Origin of the sequence: Paenibacillus sp. FSL E2-0201, from assembly GCF_037963325.1 — a bacterium.
GTDB lineage: Bacteria > Bacillota > Bacilli > Paenibacillales > Paenibacillaceae > Paenibacillus_AQ.
Map to the genome: position 1 here is coordinate 162,991 of NZ_CP150154.1, position 15,310 is coordinate 178,300.

The window sequence follows — 15,310 nt, forward strand, 5'->3', positions numbered from 1 at the left end:
GGGGGATCGAAATGGTTTAGGGAAACACATGGAAAGGAGGAACATTTAATGTTAGCAAAACGTATCATTCCCTGTCTTGACGTTAAGGATGGACGGGTAGTCAAAGGCGTTAACTTTGTGAATTTGCGTGATGCCGGAGATCCGGTAGAATTGGCGGCGCTGTATGACCGTGAGGGCGCGGATGAACTGGTGTTTCTCGACATTTCTGCTTCTGTAGAAGGTCGAGCGACTATGATTGAAGTAGTGCGGCAGACCGCAGGTGAAATCGCCATTCCTTTCACAGTGGGTGGAGGGATCTCTACACCTGATGATATGAAGCGGATCCTACGTGCAGGCGCAGACAAAATCGGTATAAATACGGCAGCAATTACTAATCCACAGTTAATTCTGGAAGGTGCACGCCGTTTTGGCTCTCAATGTATTGTGGTAGCAATAGATGCTAAATATAACGAGGCCTTTGGTGAATGGGAAGTGTATACGCATGGTGGTCGCAAGCCCACTGGTATCCGTGCTTTGACCTGGGCCAAGGAAGCTGAGAAGCTGGGTGCAGGTGAGATTCTACTCACTAGTATGGATGCAGATGGTACAAAAGATGGCTTCGATTTGAAGCTAACCTCAGCTGTAAGCGACTTGCTCAGTATTCCTGTGATTGCTTCCGGCGGCGCTGGGAAGAAGGAGCATTTTTACGATGTATTTACGGAAGGGAAAGCCGATGCGGGACTGGCGGCGACCATTTTTCACTATAAAGAGATTGCTATTAATGACTTAAAGGCAGACTTGAAGCAAAAAGGGGTAGAGATCCGATGAGCGAAACAGAAAAGAATACATCCAGCCAAAAAGAAGCGCTGGCCGGCATTCGTTGGAATGAAGCAGGGTTGGTGCCTACCGTTGTACAGGATGCTAACACACTAGAAGTTTTGATGGTTGCTTATATGAATTCGGAATCATTACAGCTCTCGCTGGAAAGTGGTCAGACATGGTTCTGGAGCCGCTCACGCAGTGAGCTTTGGCACAAAGGTGGAACCTCAGGCAACACACAAGCGATTACATCCATATCCTATGATTGTGATAGCGATACATTGCTTGTGAAGGTTGTCCCTGAAGGACCGGCTTGCCATACTGGAGCTACGTCGTGTTTTTTCCGTGAGATTCCTTTGAATAACCAAACCAAGGAAGCTCAAAAGTCGTCTCCTGGTAATACGGATGGCGAGCGTTTTGCTGTTCTTGGTGAGCTGGAGCGCGTGATTGCTGAGCGGGAGGTAGAGCGTCCGGAAGGTGCGTATACCACTTATTTGTTTGATAAAGGCGTGGATAAGATCCTCAAAAAGGTAGGCGAGGAAGCCTCCGAGACCATTATTGCCGCCAAAAATAAAGATAACGCCGAGCTGCGTCTTGAAGTTAGTGATCTGATCTACCACTTACTAGTACTGCTGCAGGAGCGCAAGCTTCCGCTGGATGAGATCATGGAAGAATTGAGTACCCGCCACGAGCGCCCACGCCGGGACCAGTACTAGGGAGGGAACTGACGGATGCATATCGATTACCACACGCATCATGAGCGCTGCGGTCATGCCGTGGGCAAGCTTGAGGAATATGTGCAGCGTGGGATAGCGCTTGGACTGCAGCAGTTAGGGTTGTCGGACCACTTGCCGCTCATCCATGTCGATCCCGCTAGCTATTACCCTGAAATGGCTATGCCAATGGCCGAACTGCCTCGTTATGTGGAGGAATGCCTGACGCTGAAGGAACGCTACCGAGGAGTCATAGATCTGCGGGTGGGGCTGGAAGCGGATTATATTGAAGGATACGAAGATCAAATTCGTGAGATTTTATCTCCTTACCCATGGGATTATCTGATAGGTTCCGTGCATTTTCTTGGGGAATGGGATATCACAGACCATCGACAGGTTCATGGCTGGGAAGGCAAGGATGAACTAGAGGTATATCGTCTTTATTATGATGCTGTAAAGAAGTCGGCGTTATCAGGATTATATGATATTATAGGACATATGGATGTTATTAAACGGTTCGGTTATGGTCCACAGACACCAGAAGGAAAAGCAGAGGTGAAAGCGCTGGAGCTGGATACCTTAAAGGTTATAGCGGATAGCGGCATCGCCATGGAGCTGAATGCTTCAGGACTTTCCAAACCATGTGCTGAGATGTTCCCGGCGGAACACCTGCTACAGGAGGCTTTTAAGCTCGGTATACCGCTTACGCTCGGCTCGGATGCACATGACCCTGCCAAGCTTGGTGACGGCTTGCAAGAGGCACGCAGCATGCTGTGGCACACAGGTTTCCGTGAACTGGCTGTATTTGAGGGACGCCGCCGTACCGCTGTTCCGTTCAAACTATAATTTATAATCCGCAGGAGGGTATTATGCATCATCAACAATTACGTATTTTTTCCGGTTCGTCGAATCCAAAGCTGGCGGCAGATATTGCAGAGCGACTTGGTGTTGAATTGGGGCAGATTAAGCTGACCCGTTTCATGAGCGGCGAGATTTACGTGCATTACGAAGAGAGCATCCGGAACTGCGACGTATTTTTGGTGCAATCCCTATCCCATCCCATTAATGAGATGTTCGTGGAACTGCTCGTGATGATAGATGCCGCCAAACGGGCATCGGCGCGTACAGTTAACATTATTGTACCGTATTATGGATACGCTCGGCAGGAACGTAAGTCTGCACCTCGTGAACCGATCTCGGCTAAGATGGTAGCAGATGTACTTACGACTGCAGGCGCAACCCGTGTGATCACTATCGATTTGCATGCAGCGGCAATTCAAGGCTTTTTCAACATTCCGGTCGATCATCTGACTGCACTTGATTTGATCAGCAGTCATTTGAAAGCCAAGGCTATGTCTGATCTGGTCATTGTCTCCCCGGATGCCGGACGTGCATCTATGGCTGAGAAGCTGGCGAATAAGCTGGATTCCCCTTTTGCCATTATGATTAAGAAGCGTCCTGCCCATAATGAATCGGTAATCACTCATGTCATTGGCGATGTCGAGGGACGTACACCGATCATTATCGAAGACCTGATTGATACAGGAACTACTATTGTGAATGTCGTAGAGGGTTTGAAAGAGAGAGGTGCGAAGGACAGTATCGTCTGTGCGACGCATGGATTGTTCTCAGGACCTGCGTTGCAGCGGCTTGACCATCCCTCTGTTCAGGAAGTGGTCATTACCGATTCTATCGCGCTGCCAGATGATCATTCAAGTCGGTTTACGGTCTTATCGGTTGCACCGATGCTTGCGCAAGCAACACGCATTATTCTTGAGGGCGGTTCGATCGACAAGCTTTTCAGAGACGCGGGAATTTAATTCCCCGTCTTTTTTATTTTTTACTTGAGAAAGTTGCTGTTAATGGAGTGGTAGAGTCTTTCTCAACTTGAGAATCTCACGGTCACATGTGGTATACTGTGTGAAGATAGCCGCACCCATAAAGGGAACGGAATAGCGATTAAGTTTGGAGCTCCGGTATACCCTATTGGGCGCCGTTCTCCTATTTTTTCGTTAGTATAAGGAAGCTTCTTATAAGGGGGTGCCTTGCTTCCATGATGGAGAGAACTTCAGAGTATGATGCGGAGAATGGTAATGTTATTCCTGTCACTCTGAATGCCAATTTTTTCTTTGAAAGAGCCGTTCGGTCCTTGGATCGCTTTCAATATGATAAGGCATTAAAGAATTTTCGCAAAGCTGTAGAGTACGAACCGGAGAACCCGGTAAATCATTGCAACGTAGCAGGCGTATTATCAGAGATGGGTAATTATGAGGCGTCTAATGACATTTTGACCCATGTCCTAGAGAATATTGATCCTGGAATGACGGAATGTTATTTCTATATGGCTAACAACTTCGCCAATATGGAAAGCTATGAGGAGGCCGAACGTTCACTCGTTACTTATCTCGAAGAAGATGTGAACGGTGAATTTCTGGCCGAATCGGAAGAATTGATGGAACTTCTGCAGTATGAGCTGGATCGTCCTGCGCCGCTTATCCGGATTAGAAGCCGGGAAGGGGTAATAGAGCATGAGCGGGCCCGAGCGCTGTTGGAAGAAGGCAAGTTTACACAAGCCGTAACTTTGCTTGAAGAGATTGTGAGCAATACGCCAGACTTCTTGGCGGCGCATAACAACCTAGCCCTTGCGTATTTCTATATGGGGCGTTTCACCAAAGCCAAAGAATGCATCATGCGGGTGCTTGAACAGGACTCAGGGAATTTACATGCACTCTGTAACTTGGCGATCTTTCTGCAGTATGAAGGTGACCGGGGGCAGCTAGCTGGATTGTTACGTCTGTTAGAGACAACTATTCCTTTTCACCAGGAGCATTTGTTCAAAATGGCCACTACCATGGGGATTCTGGGACGGCATAGAACCGCCTACGGTCATTTTCGACGCCTGCTGAAGGATGAAGAAGTCGGCGGTGACGCCAGCTTGTACCATTATTGTGCAGCGGCAGCTAGCAATAGTGGTCTGTACACAGAAGCTCAGCGTTGCTGGCAAAAAGCTGCTAAGCTGGATCCGGAATCGGCTGTGCCGAGGTTTTTTCTGGCTCAGCTGCAGCAAGCGCAGGGAGAAGGTAAAGTGCTCTCTCCTATTAGCTACAACTATCAGCTCCCCTTTCAAGAGCAGCTGAAGCTGTGGAAAGACAATAAGGGCAGCTTTGCCGAAGAGGTGCGGAACAATCCACTGCTCCGATCTTCTTTCTTCTGGGCGCTTCGCTACGGCGATGCCAATACGAAGCTTCAGGTGACGGAAGCTCTGCGCTGGATCGAAGATGAAGAAATGTCCGAGATTCTGCAAGGACTTTTGAAGCAACAGCCTTTACAGGAAGAAAAGCTTCAAGAAGCCGCACTTCTCAGTCTGCAACGGCTGATTGGTAGTGTTCCGGAGGAAAATGTACTTCAGGAAGCCAAAGAAACGCCTACTGCACGTCTGAAGGGATTGCCGGATTGGAGAGAAGATTGGCAAAAAGTCATTGATCAGACAGTAAGTATGATGGACCGGAGATTCGATGCCGTCCAGAAAAAGGATGCTGAATTACTCTGGAAGCAATTCGTGAGCAGCATATATCCGGATGTTCCTTTTATCCGACAAACGGAAGGCTGGTGTGCGGCCTTAGAATATCTGATCGCAAAAATGCATAACCTTCCAGTCACCTACCGTGAGGTAGCTCAGCGCTACAACGTTTCTGTATCGATGGTCAGTCGCTATGCCCGGCGTATCGATGATGAATGCAGCTTTCAGGGAAGTGTGAGCGACAGTCTTCCCCCGTTTACTGAGAATATCTAAATTATTAATGCAGTATTTCGTAGAGACGGAGCCTTCTTTCTAATGAGGGCCCGTTTTCTTCAAAATATAAGGAAGTACAAGTTCTACACCTTTACTTTATGTCTTATATTTCTCACTTAAACGCTTATCGTTAATCGTTCTTATAAGGACACCGAAGGCGTTTAGGCTTGAAATAAATCCTATTGTGAGGAGGCCACTGTTATGTACAAAACGATTGTAATCGGAACAGGCCCGGCCGGGCTTACTGCTGCTATTTATTTGGCACGTGCCAACCTTAACCCACTTGTAATTGAAGGGATGCAGCCTGGTGGACAACTGACAACGACAACGGAAGTGGAGAACTTTCCAGGTTTTCCAGAGGGGATTCTCGGCCCGGATTTAATGGACAACATGCGGAAGCAGGCTGAACGTTTTGGTGCTGAATTCAAGAATGGTTGGGTGGACTCCGTCGATTTTTCACAGCGTCCATTTAAAGTTACAGTAGATGGATTGGGTGTATTAGAGGCAGAGTCGGTGATTATCTCTACCGGTGCTTCTGCCAGATATTTAGGAATACCAGGGGAGCAGGAGAATGTAGGCCGTGGGGTCAGCACTTGTGCTACTTGTGACGGTTTCTTCTTCCGTAATAAGAAGATCATCGTGATCGGTGGTGGAGACTCCGCGATGGAGGAAGCCAGCTTCCTAACAAGATTTGCTTCCAGTGTAACCTTGGTTCATCGTCGTGATGAGCTTAGGGCTTCAAAGATTATGCAGGATCGCGCACGTGACAACAGTAAGGTTGCGTGGGCGCTTAATCGCACACCGCTTGAGGTTACAACGGATGAGTCCGGTGTTAAAGGGCTAAAGGTTCGGAACAATGAGACAGGTCTTGAGGAACTCATCGAAGCAGACGGAGTGTTTGTCGCGATCGGACATACTCCGAATACGGGTTTCTTGGGTGGTCAGATTACCACGGATACTAACGGTTATATCGTGGTGAATCCAGGTACTACTGAAACGAACATTTCAGGCGTATTTGCTTGTGGTGACGTACAGGATACCCGTTATCGCCAAGCGATTTCTGCAGCAGGCACCGGCTGTATGGCAGCAATGGACGCTGAGAAATATCTTGAAGGCACAATGGTGCATGACTGGAGCGAAAACTTGGGTGATTAATAGCTAAGTTTAATCGGAATGATTTCAAGCAGGTGATCCTTTCTTAAAGGGTCGCCTGCTTTTTTGTGACAGGAAGCTAGTTGATGGTTAAAATAACTGTAACAATATCCTTCAAAAAGGACTTGCGCATTTTTAAAATAGGTTTACAATAAGATTGTAATGTTAACGTGAACAATTAATGAAAAGCAATTGTCTTTAGATTTAATTATATTACTAATAAGAAATTCTAAAACCAATAAATGTTCACGTTAAACTAAATGCAACTCCCATTATGATTATAAAGGAGAGCAGCAAATCTCATGAGCAGAAAATTCATGGATGAGAACTTCTTATTGTCCAATGAGACAGCAATTCAGCTGTTTCATACCAATGCGAAAGACATGCCGATTATCGACTATCATTGCCACCTCAGTCCACAAGAGATTTATGAGAACAAGACGTTTAACAATATTACCGAAGCTTGGCTGTATGGTGACCATTACAAATGGAGAGTGATGCGGGCAAATGGTGTAGAAGAGAAATACATTACCGGTGACGCCAGTGACTATGATAAATTTCTAGCCTGGTCCAGAACCGTTCCTAAGATTATCGGGAATCCGCTTTATCATTGGACACATTTAGAGCTGCAACGTTTCTTTGGTGTATATGATCTGCTAAATGAGGTTAATGCGCCGAAGATTTGGGATGAAGTGAATAATCAGCTGCAAGGGGAAGGGTATGGAGCAAGAGATCTAATTGTTAGATCGAAAGTTACTGTTGTATGCACCACAGATGACCCTGTAGATACTCTGGAATATCATGAAAAAATCAGTCACTTGAGTGGATTTAATGTCAGCATAGTTCCGGGGTTCCGTCCAGATAAAGCCCTTGAAATCAATCGACCTACCTTCAAACCTTGGGTAGCTCAGCTAAGCGAAGTCTCAGGAATGGATGTTGAAAATTATTGCCAGTTTCTAGAAGCATTGGAGAGTAGAGTGAGATTCTTCCATGCCAGAGCGGGACGTGTATCCGACCATGCTTTGGATGCAGTTATGTTTGAGCCAGCTACCTTGGAGGAAGCTACGGCAATATTTGCTAAGGTGCTTCGTGAAGGCACTGTAAGCGAGAGTGAAGAAAAGAAATATAAAGGGTTCACACTTGTGTTCCTAGGTAAATTATATAGCGAGCTGGATTGGGCAATGCAATTCCATATTCATGCGCTGCGCAATAATAACAGCGTAATGTTCGGACGTCTCGGTCCTGACACGGGTTATGATTCCATCAATGATGGTGTGATTGCTAAGCCGCTGGCAGGTCTGCTAGATGCGCTGGATCGTGAGAACGCGCTGCCTAAAACAATTTTGTACTCACTGAATCCAAATGATAATCATGTCATTGCTGGGTTAATGGGCTGCTTTCAAGGAGGCGGAATTCCAGGGAAGATTCAATTCGGAACGGCATGGTGGTTCAATGACAATAAGGATGGCATGCTGGAACAAATGAAGACGCTCGCCAACCTCGGTGTACTTAGCCAATTTGTCGGGATGCTAACAGACTCCAGAAGCTTTTTATCGTATACCAGACATGAGTACTTTAGAAGAATTCTATGTGATCTTATAGGCTCCTGGGTAGAGACTGGGGAAGCCCCAGATGATATGGAACTGCTGGGCGGTATGGTTGAGAACATCTGTTACAATAACGCTGATCATTATTTTAATTTCTCGAAACAGGCATTGGTGACTAGGTAATCGTTATGATATCCTTACATGGAATAGCCAAACCCGTTTGATAAGGAAGGTTGACCCATGGCACCTACAATCAAGGATATCGCCAAACTGGCGAATGTTTCACATACAACTGTATCAAGAGCACTTAACAACAGTCCCCTAATTAAAGAAGTTACACGTAAAAAAATCGCCGAGATCGCTGCGCAAGTGGGTTATGTCCCCAATTACAATGCTAAAAGCCTTGTGATGCAGCGATCATACACCATTGGCTTGTTCTTCACGAGTATCGCCAACGGCACAACGTCTGGTTTCTTCTCTGACACGATTCGTGGTGTAAATAGTGTCATAGATGTAGAGTATAATCTGTTCATCCGTGGGATCGATGATTATGCGGAATATTCCTCTATTCATCGCAAACGCTTTGATGGAATTATTCTAATGAGCCAGAGTGAAGCAGATAATAAATTCATTTACCATGTGGTCCAACAAGGCATTCCAATCGTTGTGCTGAATCGGCAGATAGATGATCGCTCCATTATTAATATCATCTCGAATGACCGGGAAGGCGCTTATCATGCAGGCAAACACCTGATTGAGTCCGGGCATCAAGACATTGCGATCATTGAAGGTGTTGAGGGCTTTAAATCCACACAGGAACGCAGAGACGGTTTTATAAAAGCATTGATTGACCATAATATCCCTGTGCGTAACGACTATATGAAAAGTGGTAATTACGATATGCAAAGCGGATATGAGGCGATGGGCAAGCTGCTGGATTTAGAAAAACCACCAACGGCAGTATTTTGTTCCAATGACGATATGGCGATCGGAGCTATGAAATCTGTATTCGAGCGAGGGCTGCAGGTGCCGAAGGATGTCTCTATTGTTGGTTTTGATGATATTGGTTTTTCGCTTTTTGCGAATCCATCGCTTACCACGGTCAAACGTCCGATTGAGAAGATCAGTGAGCAAGGTGCACGCCAGTTGTTAAGCTTAATCAAGGAACCTACAGAACAAGATGGACGAATCTCGATCGAGACAGAGCTTATTGAGAGAGAATCGGTTAAGAAGCTGTCAAAATAGTAGGTGGACGCGTATGGCACTCAATCCTTTACAATGGTAAAGGGTTTTAGATAAAATTTTCACGTGTGCATAAATTCATAAAAATAAAAATATAAATAATACATTATATAGTTTGTTTAATTAGTTTATCGTGTGCATTAATGAATAGGAGGCGTTTACATTGAAAAAATTGAATAGCGATAGTTGGAAAGCCTACAAGCAATACCCCGAAAAGGTCCTGCAATTTGGTGAAGGCAATTTCATGCGTGCTTTTGTAGATTGGCAGATTCATACGATGAATCAAAAAACGGATTTCAATGGTGGAGTGGTGGTTGTACAACCGCTGGGCAACGGACTTGCAGAAATGCTAAATGCCCAGGACGGTCTATATACGCTTTATCTCCAAGGAATCAAAGACGGAGTAGCGGTAAAAGAACATGAGGTCATCAACTGTATTACGAGAACGCTTAATCCTTTTGCCCAGCATGAGGAGTATATGAAGCTTGCCGAGAATCCAGAGCTGCGCTTTATCGTGTCCAACACCACTGAGGCGGGAATTGCTTTTGAAGCAGGCGACAAGTTAACCGATGCTCCGCAGAGCAGTTTCCCGGGCAAGCTGACAGCCTTATTGTATAAACGTTTTGAATTTTTTAATGGGGATGCTTCTAAAGGTTTTATCATCATTCCATGCGAGCTGATTGACCGAAATGGTGATGAGCTTAAGAAGGTTATTTTAAAATATGCGGACCTTTGGAATCTTGGAGAGGGCTTTGTAGACTGGTTGAACGAAGCCAACACCTTCTGCTGCAGTCTGGTGGATCGCATTGTTCCCGGATATCCAAGAGACACTATCGCCGAGATAACAGAAGAACTCGGTTATGAGGATAAGCTGGTCGTTGTCGGCGAGCAATTCCATCTTTGGGTGATTGAAGGGCCAGAGTGGATTAAAGAGGAGTTCCCTGCTGAATTAGCAGGTCTTAATGTACTGGTAGTCGATGATATAGCGCCTTACCGGACTCGTAAAGTTAGAATTTTAAATGGAGCACACACAGCTATGACACCAGTAGCCTATTTGTACGGCATTGATACGGTTGCCGAGGCCATTGAGCACGAAGAGGTTGGGGCCTACGTGAAGTCCTTAATCTATGATGAGATCATTCCGACACTGGATCTGCCGACAGAGGAATTGAATTCTTTTGCAGACGCGGTATTGGAACGGTTCTTGAACCCTTATGTGCAGCATTACTTGATGAGCATCTCCCTTAACGCTATCTCGAAATTTAAGACAAGAGATCTGCCTTCTTTATTGCAATATGTAGAGTCCAAGGAACAATTGCCTGAGAAGCTTGTTTTCTCATTGAGCGCATTAATTGCCTTCTATAAAGGACGTAGAGGGGATGAAGAAATTAAGCTTGCGGATGATGCGGATATTTTGGAATGGTTCGCTTCCTTGTGGGGAGGATGGGATGGTACAGACTCTGGGTTACGCGCACTGACTGCTCAGGTACTGGCGGCAACAAATCGCTGGGGTTGTGATTTAAATGAAATTGCGGGGCTGACTGACAAGGCGGCAGAAGGGCTAATTGCAATTGAGCGAGTAGGGATGAAGCAAGCGCTGCAAATGTTCGTGAAGAGACCTGCGCACAATTAATACACAGGAGGTGGATAACGATATGATCAAGACCATGAAAGAGGTACTACAAATCAATGATGCTGATAACGTAGCGGTTGCATTGAAGGACTATAAGGCAGGCGACACTATCGTAATTGGTTCAAAAGAGATCAAGATTACAGAAGATATCGCCAGAGGTCATAAAATTGCATTAACCAGCATTAGCGAAGGCGAGAATGTGTTGAAATATGGTTATCCAATCGGTCATACCAAAGCACCTATTGCGCCTGGTGAATGGGTGCATACCCATAATACGAAGACCAACCTAACAGGGGTAGAGGAATATACGTTTGAGCAGAAGCTGATACCGAATCCTTTTGCCGATGAGAATTTGACCTTTAAGGGGTACCGTCGCTTTGATGGAACTGTAGGTATTCGCAATGAGCTGTGGATCGTGCCTACAGTTGGTTGTGTGAATGGAGTGGCGGAGCAGATCATCAATATTTTCAAGGCAGAGGTTGGCGATATCGCTCCGTTCGATAACGTGCTCGTACTGAAGCATAACTATGGTTGCTCTCAGCTGGGTGATGATCATGACAATACTCGTACGATTCTGGCTAATGCGGTTAAGCATCCAAATGCGGGCGCCGTACTTGTGCTCGGACTAGGTTGTGAGAACAACAATCTGCATATTTTTAAAGACATGCTGGGTAGTTACGATGAGGATCGTGTGCGTTTTCTTGTCTCGCAAGAGGTTGGGAATGAGATTGAAGAAGGCGTAAAGCTGTTGAAGGAACTCTACAATAACGTACAAGGCGATCATCGGGAAGAAGTCTCGCTCTCTGAGCTGAAAATCGGTCTGAAATGCGGAGGCTCCGACGGTTTGTCCGGTATTACTGCGAATCCTCTGCTAGGACGTTTGTCTGATTATATGGCTGCTCAGGGCGGTACAACTGTACTGACTGAAGTGCCCGAGATGTTTGGCGCCGAAAAGATTCTGATGGAGCGTGCGGCAGACGAAGCTATTTTTCACAAAATTGTCGATCTTATCAACGACTTTAAGCAGTATTTTATGGACTATAAACAACCGGTATATGAAAATCCTTCCCCAGGCAATAAAGCAGGAGGTATTACTACGCTTGAGGATAAATCTCTGGGTTGCACTCAAAAATCAGGTAATTCTACGGTAATGGATGTACTCAAGTACGGAGAGCTTATCACTAACAAAGGACTAAATCTTCTTAACGCACCGGGCAATGACCTAGTGGCTTCGTCGGCTCTGGCTGCTGCTGGCTGCCAATTGGTGATCTTTACGACTGGTCGGGGGACACCATTTGGTACATTTGTGCCAACGATGAAGGTATCGACGAATACACCTTTGTATGAAGGCAAACGTCACTGGATTGATTTTAATGCAGGTGTGTTGGTCGAAGACGGTTCTCCAGATGAGGTCCTGCGTGATTTTATTAACTACATTATCAGCGTGGCTAGTGGGGAATGGGTAAATAATGAGAAGAATAACTTTCGTGAGATTTCCATATTTAAAACAGGAGTAACGCTATAATAAATGAACATTTACCAATCAAGCTGTCCCTTATGCTTTTTAAGCGTAGGGGGCAGTTTTTTTAGTTTCGGACTATACATAATCCATCTTTAAAAAGAACGATAATTGCATTCTTCTAATTTAGTGACTGCAATCACAATCGGCCCATACGGCCTGTGCTAATCTGTTGTTGAGAATAGTTCTCACACAAAGGAGAATAGTCCAATGGAAAAAGTGCTGCGAATGGATGAGTCTATCTTCGAGATGGTAACACGGCATCCGGAGGTCGTTGAGATTATGGTAGAGCTGGGCTTTAAGGACATTGCTAAGCCAGGCATGCTGCAGACCGCTGGCCGTTTCATGACCTTATCCAAAGGAATCAAATTGAAGAAAATGGATCTCGAAACCGTGAGGTTAGCATTTGAACGACATGGCTTCGAGATTATGAAATAAAGACATCTATCATCAAAATATCATTAAGGAGAGATCAATAATGAGTGAACTGATAAATAACCGCGAGGTTGATGTACCGGAGCAAACTCGTCGCCAAGCCATGCTCAAGGAGATTATTAAAGAACTACATGCAGGCAAAAGCGTAGAAGAGGTGAAGGCGCGCTTCGAGGAAGCTGTAGGCGATGTTACCGTAGCGGAAATCTCAGCTATGGAGCATTCATTAATGACCGAAGAGGGGATTCCGGTATCCGAGGTACAACGGCTTTGTTCGGTCCATACAGCGATTTTTAAAGGTTCTATTGAGCAAATTCACCGTTCATCTAAGCCTGAGGAGCAGCCAGGGCATCCAGTACACACCTTCAAGCTGGAAAACCGCGAGATAGAAAGACTTGTAAACTTCCGTTTAGATTTACACGCAACCAAATTTCAGAAGAACGACAGTGAAGAACTTATCTTCAAGTTATTGGAAGATTTAAGCTTATTGCTAGATCTTGATAAACACTACAGTCGTAAAGAGAATCTGCTATTTCCTTACCTTGAAAAGTATGGGATTTATGGACCGACCAAGGTCATGTGGGGAGTCGATGATAATATCCGCCGTATGATAAAAGAGGCCAAAGCAGCACTTAGCGCGTATAACGGAAACGCTGCAGAAATTGGGGCTCAAGTTACGGAGATTATCCAGGAAGTAAATGAAATGATCTTTAAAGAAGAGAATATTCTACTGCCTATGGCGCTGGACAAACTGACTGAAGACGAATGGGTCAAAATCGCTCGGGAGAGCGATGAGATTGGTTTCTGTCTAACCGCACCGGAGCAGGAATGGGTCCCAGAGCGCGCCGCAGAGCCGGAAGGTGCAGTGCTGGGAGAAGCAGAGGGAGTAACTCCGCAAGAAGGGTTCATACGTTTTGAGACAGGGCTGTTGTCACTGCATCAGCTGGAGACCGTACTCAATCATCTGCCGGTAGATCTGACATTCATTGATGAAAATGATGTTGTGCGGTATTTTTCACACGGCAAGGAACGTATCTTTGCCCGAACTAAGGCAGTTATCGGCCGTACGGTACAGAACTGTCATCCGCCTCAAAGTGTTCATGTGGTGGAGAAGCTTCTGGAAGACTTTAAGGCAGGAATTAAGGACGCTGAGGACTTCTGGATCAACATCAAGGATAAATTTATCTATATCCGTTATTTCGCTGTCCGCGACGAGACAGGCCGGTATATGGGGACGCTAGAGTTTACACAGAATATCGCACCCATCCGTGCACTGGAGGGGCAGAAGCGTATTCTATCAGAATAATGGGTGCTAATGGAAAATTTCCAGATAATAATATGGGAAGAAGACTCTCTTGCTTTGGCGCAAGAGGGTCTTTTTAGAATATAATAGAGTATACTATTGAAATAAGGAATTCCCGGGTGTGTTGTCTTTCCTTGACCACAGAGGGGGCTTCTATTATAGTTGGTACTTAGGATTAACTATTTTAGTATAAAAAAAGGTGGCTTGTTACATGTCTGAGAATATCTACGTTGGCGTGGATTTGGGTGGAACTGCAATTAAGGTTGGAATCTGCAATGCTGAGGGAACTCTACTACATACTTATGAGGGACCAACAGGAACTGCAGAAGGTGTCGATACTGTTATCGATAATATCGAGAAGTATGTACGCCAAATTGTGGAGGATTCCCCGTACTCTTGGGATCAGCTTGCAGGTGTAGGCGCGGGCGTAGCAGGGTTCACAAATATTCGTGAAGGAATCATCATTCTTGCGCCCAACATAGGATTTAAAGATGTGCCGATTCGCTCCATTTTGGAAGATCGCTGGAACAAGCCTGTCAAAATAGACAATGATGCGAACGTGGCTGCGCTGGGTGAAGCTTGGAGTGGTGCAGGACGCGGGATTGAGAACTGTGTCTGCTATACCCTTGGAACAGGTGTGGGTGGCGGAATCATTATTAATGGAAAGATTTATCAAGGTTTCGCGGGTCTAGCGGGCGAGCTTGGCCATATCACTGTAGTGCCGGATCTGGAAGCTATTCAATGTGGTTGTGGCAATATGGGATGTCTGGAAACCGTTTCCTCTGCTACAGGTATTATTCGTATGGCTAATGATGCAGTCGCTCGTGGTGATCGTACTTCCCTTTCTCAGGTAGAGAAGATTGCAGCGAAGGAAGTATTTGATGCGGCTAAAGCTGGTGATGAAGTAGCGATTCGTATAGTAAACCGTGCAGCTTACTATCTGGGTAAATCTATGGCTTCTGTTGCGGCCGTGCTTAACCCTGAGGTCTTTATCATTGGTGGTGGTGTGTCTAAAGCTGGAGATATTCTATTTGATGAAGTTCGTCGCGTGTTCGCTAAGCTCGCACCAGCTCCGCTTCAGACGGGTGTTTCGATTATCCCTGCGGAGCTTGGCAATGATGCAGGTATTGTTGGTGCTGCAGGCCTTCTGCTTCGTTCTTAAAAGATAGGGAGTATTC

The 15,310-nt window shown here is 45.7% G+C and carries 13 protein-coding genes; all 13 read left to right on the forward strand.

Translation table 11 applies throughout. The features are described from left to right. Window positions 1-48 precede the first annotated feature (48 nt). The 13 genes from hisF (at window position 49) to NSU15_RS00865 (ending at window position 15,294) form a co-directional block, all read left to right on the forward strand. Window positions 49-807, forward strand: a complete 759-nt coding sequence (gene hisF / locus NSU15_RS00805) for an imidazole glycerol phosphate synthase subunit HisF (protein WP_042123282.1) — start codon at window positions 49-51, stop codon at window positions 805-807. Next, a complete protein-coding gene (hisIE, locus tag NSU15_RS00810; protein WP_042123284.1) occupies window positions 804-1,514 on the forward strand; it encodes a bifunctional phosphoribosyl-AMP cyclohydrolase/phosphoribosyl-ATP diphosphatase HisIE in 711 nt (236 codons plus the stop codon). The genes hisF and hisIE overlap by 4 nt, the downstream gene beginning before the upstream one ends. Before the next feature lie 15 nt (window positions 1,515-1,529). Next, entirely contained in the window at window positions 1,530-2,357 is an 828-nt protein-coding gene (gene hisJ, locus NSU15_RS00815) for a histidinol-phosphatase HisJ (RefSeq protein ID WP_076116249.1), read from the forward strand. 23 nt (window positions 2,358-2,380) lie between these two features. Continuing rightward, window positions 2,381-3,331: a ribose-phosphate pyrophosphokinase gene (locus NSU15_RS00820; RefSeq protein WP_042123288.1), complete on the forward strand. Its 951-nt coding sequence runs from the start codon at window positions 2,381-2,383 to the stop codon at window positions 3,329-3,331. A 233-nt stretch (window positions 3,332-3,564) separates the two neighbouring features. Beyond that, the gene (locus NSU15_RS00825; protein ID WP_339288770.1) at window positions 3,565-5,304 is read left to right on the forward strand and encodes a tetratricopeptide repeat protein; all 1,740 of its coding nucleotides are present in this window, start codon (window positions 3,565-3,567) and stop codon (window positions 5,302-5,304) included. 201 nt (window positions 5,305-5,505) lie between these two features. Next, window positions 5,506-6,459: a thioredoxin-disulfide reductase gene (trxB, locus tag NSU15_RS00830; RefSeq protein WP_076116253.1), complete on the forward strand. Its 954-nt coding sequence runs from the start codon at window positions 5,506-5,508 to the stop codon at window positions 6,457-6,459. A 299-nt stretch (window positions 6,460-6,758) separates the two neighbouring features. Beyond that, a complete protein-coding gene (uxaC, locus tag NSU15_RS00835; RefSeq protein WP_076116256.1) occupies window positions 6,759-8,186 on the forward strand; it encodes a glucuronate isomerase in 1,428 nt (475 codons plus the stop codon). 57 nt (window positions 8,187-8,243) lie between these two features. Next, the gene (locus NSU15_RS00840; RefSeq protein ID WP_076116258.1) at window positions 8,244-9,248 is read left to right on the forward strand and encodes a LacI family DNA-binding transcriptional regulator; all 1,005 of its coding nucleotides are present in this window, start codon (window positions 8,244-8,246) and stop codon (window positions 9,246-9,248) included. Window positions 9,249-9,408: 160 nt separating this feature from the next. Then, the gene (locus NSU15_RS00845; RefSeq protein ID WP_076116260.1) at window positions 9,409-10,878 is read left to right on the forward strand and encodes a tagaturonate reductase; all 1,470 of its coding nucleotides are present in this window, start codon (window positions 9,409-9,411) and stop codon (window positions 10,876-10,878) included. Between the two features lie 34 nt (window positions 10,879-10,912). Then, window positions 10,913-12,403: an altronate dehydratase family protein gene (locus NSU15_RS00850; protein ID WP_076116873.1), complete on the forward strand. Its 1,491-nt coding sequence runs from the start codon at window positions 10,913-10,915 to the stop codon at window positions 12,401-12,403. A gap of 204 nt (window positions 12,404-12,607) precedes the next feature. Continuing rightward, entirely contained in the window at window positions 12,608-12,835 is a 228-nt protein-coding gene (locus NSU15_RS00855; RefSeq protein ID WP_076116261.1) for a DUF1858 domain-containing protein, read from the forward strand. A gap of 40 nt (window positions 12,836-12,875) precedes the next feature. Further along, complete coding sequence (locus tag NSU15_RS00860; RefSeq protein ID WP_076116263.1) at window positions 12,876-14,135, forward strand: DUF438 domain-containing protein; 1,260 nt, start codon at window positions 12,876-12,878, stop codon at window positions 14,133-14,135. Between the two features lie 208 nt (window positions 14,136-14,343). Next, the gene (locus tag NSU15_RS00865) at window positions 14,344-15,294 is read left to right on the forward strand and encodes an ROK family glucokinase (RefSeq protein ID WP_042123305.1); all 951 of its coding nucleotides are present in this window, start codon (window positions 14,344-14,346) and stop codon (window positions 15,292-15,294) included. Window positions 15,295-15,310 lie beyond the last annotated feature (16 nt).

Excerpts from the sequence above, each read along its gene's own strand:
- hisF (WP_042123282.1), top strand. The coding sequence starts at position 49 with ATGTTAGCAAAACGTATCATTCCCTGTCTTGACGTTAAGGATGGACGG.
- hisIE (WP_042123284.1), top strand. The coding sequence starts at position 804 with ATGAGCGAAACAGAAAAGAATACATCCAGCCAAAAAGAAGCGCTGGCC.
- hisJ (WP_076116249.1), top strand. The coding sequence starts at position 1,530 with ATGCATATCGATTACCACACGCATCATGAGCGCTGCGGTCATGCCGTG.
- NSU15_RS00820 (WP_042123288.1), top strand. The coding sequence starts at position 2,381 with ATGCATCATCAACAATTACGTATTTTTTCCGGTTCGTCGAATCCAAAG.
- NSU15_RS00825 (WP_339288770.1), top strand. The coding sequence starts at position 3,565 with ATGATGGAGAGAACTTCAGAGTATGATGCGGAGAATGGTAATGTTATT.
- trxB (WP_076116253.1), top strand. The coding sequence starts at position 5,506 with ATGTACAAAACGATTGTAATCGGAACAGGCCCGGCCGGGCTTACTGCT.
- uxaC (WP_076116256.1), top strand. The coding sequence starts at position 6,759 with ATGAGCAGAAAATTCATGGATGAGAACTTCTTATTGTCCAATGAGACA.
- NSU15_RS00840 (WP_076116258.1), top strand. The coding sequence starts at position 8,244 with ATGGCACCTACAATCAAGGATATCGCCAAACTGGCGAATGTTTCACAT.
- NSU15_RS00850 (WP_076116873.1), top strand. The coding sequence starts at position 10,913 with ATGAAAGAGGTACTACAAATCAATGATGCTGATAACGTAGCGGTTGCA.
- NSU15_RS00855 (WP_076116261.1), top strand. The coding sequence starts at position 12,608 with ATGGAAAAAGTGCTGCGAATGGATGAGTCTATCTTCGAGATGGTAACA.
- NSU15_RS00860 (WP_076116263.1), top strand. The coding sequence starts at position 12,876 with ATGAGTGAACTGATAAATAACCGCGAGGTTGATGTACCGGAGCAAACT.
- NSU15_RS00865 (WP_042123305.1), top strand. The coding sequence starts at position 14,344 with ATGTCTGAGAATATCTACGTTGGCGTGGATTTGGGTGGAACTGCAATT.